General features: G+C 54.7%; 12 protein-coding genes. 3 read left to right on the top strand and 9 right to left on the bottom strand.

The window, feature by feature from the left end; translation table 11 throughout:
- Positions 1-10: 10 nt before the first annotated feature.
- From yajC to queA, 3 genes are read right to left on the bottom strand one after another with little or no spacing between them, the layout of a single operon-like run.
- Positions 11-343: a preprotein translocase subunit YajC gene (yajC, locus tag NQH49_RS04770; protein WP_008103990.1), complete on the bottom strand. Its 333-nt coding sequence runs from the start codon at positions 341-343 to the stop codon at positions 11-13.
- 24 nt (positions 344-367) lie between these two features.
- A complete protein-coding gene (gene tgt, locus NQH49_RS04765) occupies positions 368-1,492 on the bottom strand; it encodes a tRNA guanosine(34) transglycosylase Tgt (RefSeq protein ID WP_061717469.1) in 1,125 nt (374 codons plus the stop codon).
- Positions 1,493-1,526: 34 nt separating this feature from the next.
- Positions 1,527-2,597, bottom strand: a complete 1,071-nt coding sequence (queA, locus tag NQH49_RS04760) for a tRNA preQ1(34) S-adenosylmethionine ribosyltransferase-isomerase QueA (RefSeq protein WP_256695778.1) — start codon at positions 2,595-2,597, stop codon at positions 1,527-1,529.
- 183 nt (positions 2,598-2,780) lie between these two features.
- Here queA and NQH49_RS04755 point away from each other — a divergent pair, with 183 nt between their 5' ends.
- The 3 genes from NQH49_RS04755 to NQH49_RS04745 all read left to right on the top strand — a co-directional run bounded on the left by NQH49_RS04755 (position 2,781) and on the right by NQH49_RS04745 (position 5,706).
- Positions 2,781-3,362: an ACP phosphodiesterase gene (locus tag NQH49_RS04755; protein ID WP_256695777.1), complete on the top strand. Its 582-nt coding sequence runs from the start codon at positions 2,781-2,783 to the stop codon at positions 3,360-3,362.
- Positions 3,363-3,454: 92 nt separating this feature from the next.
- Complete coding sequence (locus tag NQH49_RS04750) at positions 3,455-4,705, top strand: mechanosensitive ion channel family protein (RefSeq protein WP_256695776.1); 1,251 nt, start codon at positions 3,455-3,457, stop codon at positions 4,703-4,705.
- Positions 4,706-4,896: 191 nt separating this feature from the next.
- The gene (locus NQH49_RS04745; protein ID WP_256695775.1) at positions 4,897-5,706 is read left to right on the top strand and encodes an inositol monophosphatase family protein; all 810 of its coding nucleotides are present in this window, start codon (positions 4,897-4,899) and stop codon (positions 5,704-5,706) included.
- A gap of 325 nt (positions 5,707-6,031) precedes the next feature.
- Here NQH49_RS04745 and proY read toward each other — a convergent pair whose 3' ends face one another.
- The 6 genes from proY to phoB all read right to left on the bottom strand — a co-directional run bounded on the left by proY (position 6,032) and on the right by phoB (position 13,920).
- Positions 6,032-7,387 (bottom strand): proline-specific permease ProY, encoded by a 1,356-nt coding sequence (proY, locus tag NQH49_RS04740; RefSeq protein WP_256695774.1) that lies wholly within the window; start codon positions 7,385-7,387, stop codon positions 6,032-6,034.
- Positions 7,388-7,454: 67 nt separating this feature from the next.
- The gene (brnQ, locus tag NQH49_RS04735) at positions 7,455-8,774 is read right to left on the bottom strand and encodes a branched-chain amino acid transporter carrier protein BrnQ (RefSeq protein ID WP_061717476.1); all 1,320 of its coding nucleotides are present in this window, start codon (positions 8,772-8,774) and stop codon (positions 7,455-7,457) included.
- A gap of 402 nt (positions 8,775-9,176) precedes the next feature.
- The gene (locus tag NQH49_RS04730) at positions 9,177-10,280 is read right to left on the bottom strand and encodes a cobalamin-independent methionine synthase II family protein (RefSeq protein ID WP_256695773.1); all 1,104 of its coding nucleotides are present in this window, start codon (positions 10,278-10,280) and stop codon (positions 9,177-9,179) included.
- A 166-nt stretch (positions 10,281-10,446) separates the two neighbouring features.
- Positions 10,447-11,373: a PstS family phosphate ABC transporter substrate-binding protein gene (locus NQH49_RS04725; protein WP_256695771.1), complete on the bottom strand. Its 927-nt coding sequence runs from the start codon at positions 11,371-11,373 to the stop codon at positions 10,447-10,449.
- Positions 11,374-11,899: 526 nt separating this feature from the next.
- Positions 11,900-13,210, bottom strand: a complete 1,311-nt coding sequence (gene phoR, locus NQH49_RS04720) for a phosphate regulon sensor histidine kinase PhoR (RefSeq protein ID WP_256695769.1) — start codon at positions 13,208-13,210, stop codon at positions 11,900-11,902.
- A 20-nt stretch (positions 13,211-13,230) separates the two neighbouring features.
- Positions 13,231-13,920: a phosphate response regulator transcription factor PhoB gene (gene phoB / locus NQH49_RS04715; protein ID WP_007887040.1), complete on the bottom strand. Its 690-nt coding sequence runs from the start codon at positions 13,918-13,920 to the stop codon at positions 13,231-13,233.
- Between the last annotated feature and the right edge of the window lie 50 nt (positions 13,921-13,970).

Below are 13,970 nucleotides of genomic sequence, written 5' to 3'. Positions count from 1 at the left end.
GAAGAAAAAATTACAGCGCCTTCAAAGTACCTTTCGGCAGAACGGCGGCCACGAAATCACGTTTAACAACTACTTCAGTGGTGTCGTTCAGGGCAATAGAAACATAGCCAGTTTCTGCCACTTTGGTCACACGGCCAACTAAACCACCGCTGGTCAGCACTTCATCACCTTTAGAGATGGAATCCATCAGCTTCTTGTGATCTTTAGTACGCTTCTGCTGCGGACGCAGAATCATAAAGTAGAAGATCAGACCAAATACCACCAGCATGATCACCAGAGAATACGGACTTCCCTGAGACGGTGCGCCTGCTGCGGCTACGGCGTCAGAAATGAAAAAGCTCATTAAATTTCCCTCATTGATGAATTATCAGACGTTCAGCGGAGGAACCGCCTTCCCCGTCCGTTGGTAGAACTCGCTAACAAAGTGCTCTAATTTACCCTCTTCGATAGCCTTACGTAAACCGGCCATCAAACGCTGGTAGTAGCGCAGATTGTGAATCGTATTCAGGCGTGCGCCCAGTATTTCGTTACAGCGATCAAGATGATGCAAGTAGGCGCGGCTATAATTGCGACAGGTGTAACAATCACACTCTGCATCCAGCGTTGCGGTGTCATCTTTATACCGGGCATTACGAATTTTCACCACGCCATCCGTAACAAACAGATGACCATTACGCGCATTGCGCGTTGGCATAACGCAGTCAAACATATCGATACCGCGGCGAACGCCTTCCACCAGATCTTCTGGCTTGCCGACGCCCATCAAATAACGCGGTTTGTCTTGCGGAATTTGCGGACAGACGTGCTCCAGGATTCGGTGCATGTCCTCTTTAGGTTCACCCACCGCCAGGCCGCCCACAGCGTACCCATCAAAGCCAATCTCTACCAGACCTTTAACCGAGACATCTCGTAAATCTTCGTAAACACCGCCCTGAATAATGCCGAATAATGCATTTTTATTGCCGAGCGAATCGAAGCGGTCACGGCTGCGCTGGGCCCAGCGTAATGACATCTCCATCGAACGTTTGGCGTAATCCCAATCCGCAGGATATGGCGTACATTCGTCGAAGATCATCACTACGTCAGAGCCGAGATCGAACTGAATCTCCATCGACTTTTCCGGATCGAGGAAAATCGGGTCGCCGTTAATCGGGTTGCGGAAATGCACGCCCGCTTCAGTGATCTTGCGAATATCGCCGAGGCTGAATACCTGGAAGCCGCCGGAATCGGTGAGGATCGGCCCTTGCCAGTTCATGAAATCGTGCAGGTCGCCGTGCAGTTTCATGATCTCCTGACCTGGGCGCAGCCACAGGTGGAAGGTGTTGCCGAGCAGGATCTGCGCACCGGTCTCTTTCACTTCTTCCGGCGTCATGCCTTTCACCGTGCCGTAGGTGCCCACGGGCATAAATGCCGGGGTTTCGACTACGCCACGATCAAAGACCAGACGGCCACGGCGCGCGCGCCCGTCGGTGGTATCTAATTCAAATTTCACATTAACCTCTAATCAGAGAAACAGTCTGATTCAATTATGCGCCGACGCTTTCATCAGGCGCTTGTGGATTACGGGTGATGTACATCGCATCCCCGTAGCTAAAGAAACGGTACTGCTCTGCCACCGCGCTGTGATAAGCCGCCATGGTGTGCTGATAACCGGCAAAGGCCGAAACCAGCATAATCAGGGTCGATTCCGGCAAGTGGAAGTTGGTGATCAACGCATCGATCACCTGATAGTGATAGCCGGGATAGATGAAAATCTGCGTGTCATCGAAGAACGGTGCAATCAGCGCGTTCTGGCTGGCCTTCGCGGCGCTCTCCAGCGATCGCACTGAGGTGGTGCCCACGGCGACCACTTTGTTGCCGCGCGCTTTACACGCCAGCACCGCATCCACCACATCCTGCGGCACTTCCGCGTATTCGGCGTGCATGATGTGATCTTCGATGGTTTCCACGCGCACCGGCTGGAAAGTCCCTGCACCGACGTGCAGCGTGACGAACGCCATCTCAACGCCTTTGGCTCTCAGCGCCTCCAGCAGCGGCTCGTCAAAGTGCAAACCGGCGGTCGGCGCGGCGACGGCGCCGGGACGCACGCCGTACACGGTTTGGTACAGCTCACGGTCTGCATCTTCATCCGGACGATCGATATATGGCGGCAGCGGCATATGACCGACGCTGTTGAGAATATCCAGCACCGCACGGTCGTCTTCGAAAGCGATTTCAAACAGCGTGTCATGACGCGCCACCATCGTGGCTTTGACGCTTTCGTCATCGCCCAGCAGTAACTCTGCACCCGGCTTGGGCGCTTTAGAAGCGCGCACGTGCGCCAGCACGCGTTTGTCGTCCAGCATGCGCTCAACCAGCATCTCGATTTTGCCGCCGCTGGCTTTACGGCCAAAAACGCGCGCCGGAATCACGCGGGTGTTGTTGAACACCAGCAGATCGCCCGGATTGAGCTTATCCATCACGTCTGTAAATACGCCGTGGCTTAACGCGCCGCTTGGGCCATCCAGCGACAGTAAGCGGCAACCGCTTCGCTGCGCCTGCGGATAGTGGGCGATTAAGGATTCTGGCAACTCAAAGGTAAAATCGGCTACGCGCATGCTTCACTTCTTCAGGACTTAAAATCAGGCGGCATAGTCTAGCGGAAAAGCGGCAAATTCTGAACAACTGGCTGAGTTTCTGTGAGTCTGCTTTTACACAAAATAATTCGAGGTATAGGAAGGCGGTGAATGAGAGCAGCCAACGCACCTGTAACTTGACGTATGACGTGTATATAATGCGCCATGAACTTTCTCGCTCACCTTCACCTGGCGCAGCTGGCTAACAGCTCTCTGCTGGGCAATCTCATGGCCGATTTCGTGCGCGGCAACGTGCAATCACAATGGCCTGCACCGGTGGTGGCTGGCATTGCCATGCATCGTCGCCTCGACGTCCTGACCGATAATCTGCCCGAAGTGCGTATTGCGCGTGAGCTATTTCGCCCGGAAACACGCCGCGTGGCGCCCATCACGCTGGACGTGATTTGGGACCACTTTCTCGCACTGCACTGGGAGAAAATTCACCCGACGCAATCGCTGGTAGCGTTTACCGCTGCGGCAGAACAAGACATCGTGCCGCAACTGGCCGGCACGCCGGAAGGTTTCATCGAACTGAATGCAGTGATGTGGCGCGAACGCTGGTTTGAGCACTATGCCGAACCGACACGGCTGGCGCGGGTGCTAAATGGCATGGCGCATCGCCGTCCGCGTCTGGCCGCACTGCGCGATTCTTACCAGGATTTTGTTGATCATTATGATCAACTTGAGCCGCTGTTCTTCCAGTTTTATCCGCGCTTAATGGCCGCCGCGCGGGCGCAGGAATTGTAATATTAGGTAATTCAAGACCCGTCTGTTGGACGGGAAATTTCCCATCCCCTACCCTTCGTGGCCTTAATCTTCGTCACACTTAGGGAAATCTCATGCAGCATCTTATTGCCAACCGGCTCGCAGAAGCCGGTCTTAGCTACACGCACATTATGGCGTTAGGGATAGTGATCGCCATTATCTTTGCCATCTCGTTAATCACTCACGCCATTCTGCACCGCGCCATCTTGCCGCTCCTGCGTCGCTATACCGAGAAAAGCAGCCGTCAGTGGCCGAAGGCGCTGATTAACAGCCGCCTGTTTAGCCGCAGCGTATGGTTGATGCAAGGCGTGCTATTCAAATTACAGACCGAGCTGTTCCTGCACGACAGCTCTCAGATCTATCCTGCGCTGCTGATATTCGCTCAGCTGTGGATGATGATCTTCGCGCTGCTGATGCTGTTCTCGCTGCTGGATCTGCTGCAGCAGCTCAGCACAAACAGCATGCTGGCGCAGCAATTGCCGCTGCGCGGAATTATCCAGAGCGTGAAATTGATCGCTGCCATTTTAATGGTGATCATGATTATTTCGCTGCTGTTGGGTAAATCGCCTGGCGTATTGATCACCGGTCTCGGTGCCATGACGGCGGTGCTGATGCTGGTATTTAAAGATCCGATTCTCGGTCTGGTGGCCGGCATTCAGTTAGCGGCCAATAATATGCTGAAAATGAATGATTGGCTGGAAATGCCGAAATATGGCGCGGACGGTGCGGTCATTGATATTTCCCTGACCACGGTAAAAGTGCGCAACTGGGATAACACCATTGTGACCATTCCCGCTTACGCCTTAATTTCCGACTCCTTTAAAAACTGGCGCGGCATGTCGGAATCCGGCGGACGTCGCATTAAGCGCAGTATTAATATCGATACCACCAGCATCACTTTCCTTGATGACGCCATGATGCAGCAGTTAAAAAGTGCGCATCTGCTCACGCCCTATCTGAATAGCAAAAGCGAAGAAGTGGCGGCGTGGAATGCGCAGCTCGGCTGTGATTTGAATTCGCCGCTCAACGGTCGCCGCCTGACTAACGTTGGTACTTTCCGCGCCTGGTTGCAAAGCTGGCTGGAGCAACATCCGCATATTCATAAAGAGATGACATTAATGGTGCGTCAGTTAGCGCCGGGTGAAAACGGTTTGCCGCTGGAAGTGTATGTGTTCACTAGCACCACGGTATGGAAAGAGTATGAAAATATTCAATCGGATATCTTCGACCATATTTACGCGGTGCTGCCGACTTTTGGCCTGCGCGTACACCAATCGCCTACCGGCAACGACATGCGTCAAATCGGCGTGAGAACCCACCATTAACGCTTCATCCCGCATAACCCGCCAGAGAAAATAAAAATTTTAGTGGCGGGCCTTCTCCCCCTCTTGTCACGCGCAGTCATCTACGGCTTAATGAAACCTTTCTTAACTTTTGTTAAGTCCGTCACACAGCCAATACGCCATTTTGGGCGTCTGTTGTCGCTTCGCCAGCCTAAAAATCATAAGAGGAAAAGATGTCATCAGCTTCGCTTACCGAACTCGACGCACGTTATCATTTCGCCTGTGAGGTTGCCAAAACCGCCGCCAGTCGGGCTTTATCCTGGTATCAGCAACGTCATCAATTAGTGGTTGAGCATAAGAAAGACCTGCAGGATGTGGTCAGCGAAGCCGATCGCAACGTGGAGGAATTGGTCAAGCATCTGATCCACGAACGCTTTCCTGACGATGCGGTGCTGGGCGAAGAGAGCGGCGGAGAAACGTCAGGCGCACGCTTTATCTGGGTGATCGATCCGATTGATGGCACCAGCAGCTTCCTGAACGGCTTGCACAACTGGTGCGTTTCGCTGGCGATTGTTTGTGAAAACGAAGCCGTAATCGGCGTGGTGTGCGATCCCAATCATCATGAAACCTTTCACGCCTGCCGAGGAAAAGGTGCCTGGGTAAATGATAAACGCATTCAGGCGCACAGCGCGCAGCAGCTCGATCAGGGATTGCTCGGTTTGAGCAGTTCCAACAGCCAACCGATTGAACCGCTGACCACTTTTATCAGCACATTACTGGCGCAGGGCGGCATGTTTATCCGTAACGGTTCGGGAGCATTAATGAGTGCGTGGGCCGCGGCGGGTCGACTAATAGGTTACTACGAAGCGCATATGAATCCGTGGGATGGCTTGCCGGGCATCGTGCTGATGCGTGAAGCGGGCGGCATCACCAACGATTATCTGGCTAATCAGGGTTTGCAAAATGGCAATCCGGTGCTGCTGGCAAATGCGGTAATTTATCCACAGCTGAAAGCGCTATTGCCTGCGCATTTGTCGTTATAATTTTCACATTGGGTTAAGTTCGTTAATTTATGCGAACTTAACCTTTAACTAAAATTACTTAAGCGCACTGTAAGTAATATTCTACTTCGTAGTGAGACTTTTCTCTTTTTTTTTTCGAACATCCTGGCATCAATAAAAATACGATATGCTGCGCAAGTCAAACATCCCTTAGTAATACTCATTGTTTCCTTTTTGCAGTTCTTTTCGGCGCCAGGATGCGCCGAGATATTTTTGGTGTTTTATTATTTTGGGATGGCGTGATTATTTTTATATTGAAATCGTCATATATAAAAAGGTCGCCATAAATGGCGACCCTACAATATAGTTAGCCTTTACGCTTTTTCACTAGCGGCCACGCCAGCAACAGCAGCGCAATCCACGCAAAACCAACGTAAAGCGACACCCGCGTATCCGGGAAGTAACCAATCAGTCCAATAATGAAGGCCAGGAACAGCACGCCAAACCATGCGGTAGTACTGCCGCCCGGCATGGCAAAATCCAGCTTCCCGGCTTGCTCTTGACCAATCTTGCGGCGAAAGGCAATCTGCGACAGCAGAATCATGATCCACACCCAAACGGTAGCAAAGGTCGCCAGCGAGGCGATGACCAGGAACACTTTCTCCGGCATCAGGTAGTTGAGATACACCGCGATCAACATCGCCAGCATCATCACCAACACGGTCACCCACGGAATCCCGCGATTCGATACCTTCTGGAATACCTTCGGTGCGTGGCCCTGTTGCGCCATGCCGTGCAGCATACGTCCCACGCCAAACACATCGCTATTGATTGCCGACAGCGACGCCGTCAGCACCACGAAGTTAAGGATCGATGCCGCCGCCGCAATGCCCAAATGCTGGAAAGTCAGCACGAACGGACTGCCGGAAGTGCCCACCTGATTCCACGGATAAATCGACATGATGACGAACAGCGTACCAACGTAGAACACCAGAATACGCATCGGTACGGAGTTGATGGCGCGTGGAATCGAGGTTTTCGGATCTTCCGCTTCACCGGCGGTAATGCCGATAATCTCAATCCCGCCGTAGGCAAACATCACCATCTGCAGTGACAGCAGCATGCCGACGATGCCGTGCGCGAAGAAGCCGCCGTTGGTCCACAGATTGTGAATGCCGGTCGGCTGACCGCCGTTGCCGATGCCCCAGAAAATCATGCCGAAGCCGGCGAGGATCATGATGATGATGGTGGCGACTTTGAAAAAGGAGAACCAAAACTCCACTTCGCCAAACACTTTCACGCTCATCAGGTTGATGGCGCCGATAATCAGCACCACGCTCAACACCCAAATCCAGTGCGGCACATCGGGGAACCACACACCCATGTAGATACCAAAAGCCGTGACGTCGGCAATCGCCACAATCAGGATTTCAAAACAGTAGGTCCAGCCGGTGATATAACCGGCCAGCGGGCCAAGATAATCCTGCGCATAGCGCGAGAATGAGCTGGCCTGCGGGTTGTTGACCGACATCTCACCCAACGCCCGCATGATGATGTACGCCACCGCGCCGCCGATGATATAGGCCAGCAGCACGCTTGGGCCTGCCATTTTGATGGCATCCGCCGAGCCATAGAACAGCCCGGTGCCAATCGCCGATCCCAGCGCCATAAAGCGAATGTGGCGCGTGCTCAGTCCGCGTTTGAGCTTATTGGTTTCTTGCATAACACTCAGTACCTTGAAAATGAAAAACCACGGGCAAGCCCGTGGTTGAAATTAACAGCAATGCCGCTTACTGATGAACCGCGACCTGCTCACGTCCTTTTGCCCGATCAACTACCGCAGCAATCACCAGCATCGCCAGCGATGGCGGCAACCAGGAAAGCCCCTGATCGGCCAGCGGCAGATGCTGGCTGAACAGCGGCAACACATCTTTAAAGCTGGTGGTTTTGATGGCATCAACGATACCGAACAGCAGGCTTACCAGCATGGTCGGCGCGATGATACGCGAACTTTTGTTCCAGAACTTCAGCGTGAAGCTCAGCACCACCAGCACGATGCAAGGCGGATAAATCGCCGTCAGCACCGGAATCGAGATCTGAATCAGATGGCTCAGGCCGAGATTCGACACCACCATCGAGAACAGACCCAGAATAAATACCAGCGTTTTATACGACAGCGGAACGTATTGCGCAAAGAATTCTGCACAAGCGCAGGTCAGGCCCACCGCCGTCACCATGCAGGCGACGAAGATCAGCGCGGCGAGGAAGAAGCTGCCCATGCCGCCGAAGGTCTGCTGCACGTAAGCATGCAGAATCTCAGCACCGTTGGCACTCTGCGCCACTAATGCGCCGCTATCGTTACCGAGCTTGAACAGCGTCAGGTAAATCAGCGTCAAACCGATACCCGCGATAATACCCGCCAGCATGGTGTAGCGCGTCAGCAGTTTGGCATCTTCAACACCGCGTGAACGCGCCGCATTGACGATAACGATACCGAACACCAGCGCACCCAGCGTATCCATGGTCAGATAACCATTAACGAAACCGCTGGAGAAGGCCGCACGCTGATACTCTTCGGTGCCCGGCGAAACGCCACCGGCAGGCCAGATCAGCACGGCAACGCCGAGCACAATCAGCGCCAGAATTTTCAGCGGTGCGAGGAAGTGACCAACGGTATCCAGCAATTTGCCCGGATACAGCGAGATGCCGATCACCAGCGCAAAGTAAATCAGGCTATAGATGAACAGCGGCAGCGCGCCGTCGCCGGTCAGCGGTGCAATACCGACGGCAAAGGAAACGGTAGCGGTACGCGGCGTGGCAAACAGCGGGCCAACAGCCAGATAGCAAACGGTCGCCAGCAGCAAGCCTGCGGCTTTACCAATCGGTGAGCTCAGTGCATCAATGCCGCCGCCCACGCGCGCCAGCGCGATAACAGTGATCACCGGTAAGCCAACCGCGGTAATCAGGAAGCCGAAGGCCGCAATCCAAACGTGTTCGCCAGACTGAATCCCCACCATCGGTGGGAAGATGATATTTCCTGCGCCAACGAACAGGGCAAACGTCATGAAGCCCAGCGCCAGGATATCCTTGGAGGTTAAACGATGTGTCATAAACTTCTGTACTGCCTGTAGCTAATGTTGCGGTGGAAGTTGAGTTCGTGTTGTCCTCTGGATGCGCTAAAACAAGGACTTATTCGGCAAGACCAGCGTGTTATGCGGGACTAATCGTTAAAGCGCAGGTGATTTAATCTACTTTTCTTCTGTTCGCAGAGGGATAAATCGACAACGGCGCAAATTAGAACGTTTATAGCGAAGAAAGGCAATACGGGATCGAAAAACCAGAAGGATATAACAAGATAGCGGGAGAAAGCAGTGAATCACGGTGGAATTGTAGGAAAACACCTCAGATGATTTGCTAAAAGTTTCCTCAGCACGGGAGATCTCTTTGCATAAATCGCCCTTAAGATGCACAAAAGGCGCGATTTACGCGCCTGTTTGGCTAACTTTACGGAATTACCAGACTGTTCTTGCTATATCGACCACCAGACGAATCTTCTGCCACTGTTGCTCTTCGCTCAGGCTGTTGCCCTCTTCGGTAGAGGCAAAACCACACTGCGGGCTGAGGCAGATTTGATCGAGGCTGACGAACTGTGCTGCTTCCTGCAGACGCGCTTTTACCTGTTCCGCATCTTCCAGCTCACCGGTTTTAGTGGTGATCAAACCCAGCACCACTTGCTGATGACCCGGCTTGAGGAAGCGCAGCGGCTCAAAGCCACCCGAACGTTCGTTGTCATACTCAAGGTAGAAGGCATCGATATTTACGCCGCCAAACAGCACTTCGGCAACCGGCTCATAGCCACCTTCGGAGATCCAGGTCGAGCGGAAGTTGCCGCGACACACATGCAGCCCGACGGTCAGATCTTCTGGCTTGCCTTCCAGCGCGGTGTTCAGCACCTCAGCATAGATGCGCGCCAGCTCCTGCGGATCTTCACCGCGTTCGCGGATCTGTTGCTGCTGGTCGGTAGAGCACAGATAGGCCCACACCGTGTCATCCAGCTGCAGATAACGGCAGCCAGCCGCGTAAAACGCGTTAATTGCGTCTTTATAGGTCTGCGCCAGATCGGCGAAGTATTCTTTCAGATCGGGATAGACTGTGGCATCGATCACCTTGCGGCCACCGCGGAAGTGCAGCACGCTTGGGCTGGGAATGGTCATCTTGGCAACCGCATCGCCCGCTACGCTTTGCAGGAAGCGGAAGTGATCCAGCATTGGGTGTTCCGGATTAAAGGCTACTTTACCGGTGACTTTCACGCCGTGCGCTTTGGTCTGCACGCCATTGAACTGAATGCCCTGCTCCGCTTCGAACAGCTCAACGCCGTGCAGATCGCCGAAGAAGTCGAAGTGCCACCATGCGCGACGGAATTCACCATCGGTAACGATCTGCAGGCCATTGGCGCGCTGCTGCTCCACCACATGACGTATTTCGCGATCTTCAACCTGACGCAGTTGATCAGCATTGATGTCGCCATTGGCAAACTGCACACGCGCCTGCTTGATGGCAGCGGGACGCAGAAAACTGCCGACGGTATCGGCGCGGAACGGGTTATGACGTGGCATCTTATCTCCTCGCTGAGCGCTTAGTTGCGTCAGGGTATAATTTCGCTGGGTTATTTTGGCCATCTGGATGGCTATATGTCCAAAGAGAATGCCACGCTGTTGCCCTTTCAGCAACGGAAGAAAATTCAGCTTACATGAAACTATTTCATGTTCAGATGCACGTTCTTCAATTTCCCTCAATGGCCGCCCGCGCTCGCGCCATCTGGCTGTCTGACAACGGCAGATAACCGGCCTCGCTCACCCGGCGCTGACCTTGTGGCGACAACACCTGATGCAGAAAGGCATTCACCAGCGGCGGCAGCGGTTTGCCAGGCGCTTTGTTGACGTAGATGTAGAGCGGGCGCGACCACGGATAGCGGCCACTGCGAATGGATTCGGCATCCGGCATCACGCTGTCGCCATTCGCCGTGACCACCGGCAGCATTTTCACGCCGCTGAGATGAAAGCCAAAGCTGGCGTAACCGATGCTGTTGGGCGTGGCGGCAACGGCTTGCACCACCGCCGCGGAACCGGGGAATTCAGCGACGTCAGCACGGAAATCGCCTTTACACAGCGCCTGCTGCTTGAAGAAGCCCCAGGTACCCGACGCCGAGTTACGGCCATAACGCTGGATGCTGCGCGTTGCCCATTGATTATCGCTTAAACCGAGATCGCCCCAGCGCTGCGGCACCAGCTGTCCGCCGCACAGGCGCGTGATGGAAAACAGCGCATCGAGTTGTTGCGGCGCGATGCGCGGCAGCGGATTGTCCTGATTGACCACCACCACCAGCGCATCCATCGCCACCGGCACCGCCAGCGGCGGATAGCCGTAGCGCGCAATGAACAGTTGACGTTCGTCGATCTGCATCGGGCGGCTCATCGCGCCCAATTGTGCAGCACCGGCGGCCAGCGCGGTCGGTGCGGTAGACGATCCCGCCGCCTGCACCTGAACGTTCACGCCCGGCGACTGGCGGCTAAAATCCTCGCCCCACAGGGTCATCAGATAACCCAACGTATCCGATCCGACGCTGCTCAGATTGCCGGTTAGCATGGTTTGTTGGCCGTGTGCCAAAGCAGAGCAAAGCAGCGAGAGGGATAGCAACAGCGATTTCATGGGCGATTCCGCAATTTAATGAGACGCCTATTCTGGAGCGGCGTGATTTATCGCGCAATAAATTGCGTAAGGGTTGTCAGTTAAGCGCGAAGCGGTCGCCATAAATGGCAACCCTACGAAAATCCCGTAGGGTGCGCATTTATGCGCACCTGGTCGCCATAAATGGCGACCCTACGAGACTTGTAGCGATGGCGAGTCAAAATTATGCCTTTATGGTGCAGCGCGGGTGTTGAGGCGACATCCCAAACCGCTGAACGATTGAGGGATTCCAGGGCGAGCCGCATGGATGCGGCGAGAGGTGGCGCTGAGCAGGAGCGAATCGCCACCGGTCCGTCAGGAATCGTGAATGAGTGAAGGTACCGCGCAGCGGCGGGTTGGGCTGGCGCAAGGCCCGGGAGTGCAGAGGGCGCGGCCAGGCGCTCTCTGCTCGGTCGCCGCACAAGGGTGCTGCAACTGCCTCAGCTTAGGGCGAACGAAAGCCGCTCTGTGCTTAACTGAGCGGCATTACGCCATGGATGTGCAAACCTTAATTAACCTGCGCTTGCAGCGCGCTAGCCACAATCAAGCGTGGCGGCAGCAGGAAGCTGAAACAGGTTTCCTGATGCGGCACGCTGGTGATCTCGAGCCGCGCATTATGATGGCCCAGCGCGTGCTTCACGATTGCCAGCCCCAACCCGCTGCCGCCGGTGGCGCGTGAACGCGCTTTGTCCACGCGGTAGAAGCGTTCTGTAAGGCGCGGCAGATGCTGTTCGCTGATGCCCGGCCCGTCATCGCACACCTTAAACTGCGCGCCTTGTTTGGTACGCAACCAGCTGATGTCGATGCGCGTGCCATCCGGCGTGTGATTCACCGCGTTGTAGACCAGGTTGGAAATGGCGCTACGCAACTGCTCATCGTTGCCGAACACTTTCAGGTGCGGATCGGTATGGAAATGGATGGTGTGACGTCCCTGGCTCAGCGTTTCCGCTTCACGCTGCAATAGCAGCAGCATGCCCGGCACATCCACCGTCTCTTTCAGATCGATGGCTGGCGCCGCTTCGATACGCGACAAGGTCAGCAACTGCTTCACCAGGCTGTCCATGCGGCGCGTCTGCTCTTGCATAGTATGTAACGCCTTGCTGCGCGTGCGCTCGTTCATTACCGCGTCGTCCATCATTTCCAGATAGCCCTGCAATACCGTTAACGGCGTGCGCAGTTCATGACTGACGTTGGCAAAGAAGTTGCGCCGCGCGCCTTCCAGCTGGTGCATCTGGGTGACATCACGCGCCACCATCAGCCACTGTCCTTCGCTGTAAGGCATCACGCGGAATTCCATATGATGCTGATTATTAAGGATCTGCGTCAGCGGTGTGTCGAACTTGCGCTGGCGGATATAGCGGGAGAATTCAGGATAACGCAGTAAATTGAGGATGTTCTGGCCGTTATCTTCCGGCCAGCGCAGGCCAAGATGCTGCTGCGCCAAGCCGTTGCACCAGAAAATGGTGCCCTCTTCGGTGGTCAGCACCACCGCATCCGGCAGCGATTCGGCACCGCTGCGGAAACGTTTGATCAGATTGCCCAGCTCGCGGCGGCGACGCCGGTTGCGCAACTGCATCTGATACAGGCCATAAAACAGCGGTTCCCAGCTGCCGCGTCCGGTGGGCGGCGTCATTGAACGATCGACCCACAACCAGTGCGACAGACGCATCAGATTGCTGAAGTGCCAGAACATCACGCCGGTCACCGCAATCAGCAGTAACCACGGCAGATATCCGAACAACAGACCCAACACCAGCGCAGGTAAACAGACCAGCGCCAGCTCGGTCAACAATCTCTTCCAGGAGAGTCGTTCCAGCACGGTAAAAACTCCGTTTACGTTTAGTAGCGGGCAGAGAAACGATACCCTGTTCCGCGAACGGTTTGAACCATGCGATCGTGGCCGGTCAATTCCAGCGCTTTACGTAAACGGCGAATATGCACATCGACGGTGCGATCTTCGACATACACATTGGTGCCCCAAACGTGGTTCAGCAGCTGTTCGCGGCTGTACACGCGTTCCGGGTGCGTCATAAAGAAGTGCAGCAGTTTGTATTCGGTCGGCCCCATCTCCAGCGGCGTGGTTTCCGACATCACGCGATGTGAGGATGGATCAAGGCTCAGGCCCTGCATCTCAATCACCTCTTCCACCGCCATCGGTGAAATACGGCGCATCACCGCTTTAATACGCGCCATCAGCTCTTTGGGTGAGAATGGCTTGGTGATGTAATCATCCGCGCCCACTTCCAGACCGCGCACGCGATCCTCTTCTTCACCGCGCGCCGTCAGCATCATCACCGGGATGTCACGCGTCATGGCTTCACGCTTCAAATGCTTAATAAACTGAATTCCGCTGCCGCCGGGCAACATCCAGTCCAGCAGAATTAAATCAGGCCAGGGTTCGATCAGCTTACCAATCGCGCTGTCATAATCTTCCGCCTCAATAGGCTGGTAATCATTCTGTTCCAGCACGAAACATAACATTTCACGGATGGGAGCTTCGTCTTCCACAACCAAAATGCGCTTAGCCATTGTAACTCCTGCTAGTGTGACAACGTGTCACGGGGATTTGCGGCGCCATT

It is taken from the genome of Pantoea trifolii, assembly GCF_024506435.1.
Taxonomy (GTDB): domain Bacteria; phylum Pseudomonadota; class Gammaproteobacteria; order Enterobacterales; family Enterobacteriaceae; genus Pantoea; species Pantoea trifolii.
This window is presented reverse-complemented; position numbering and strand designations above follow the sequence as displayed.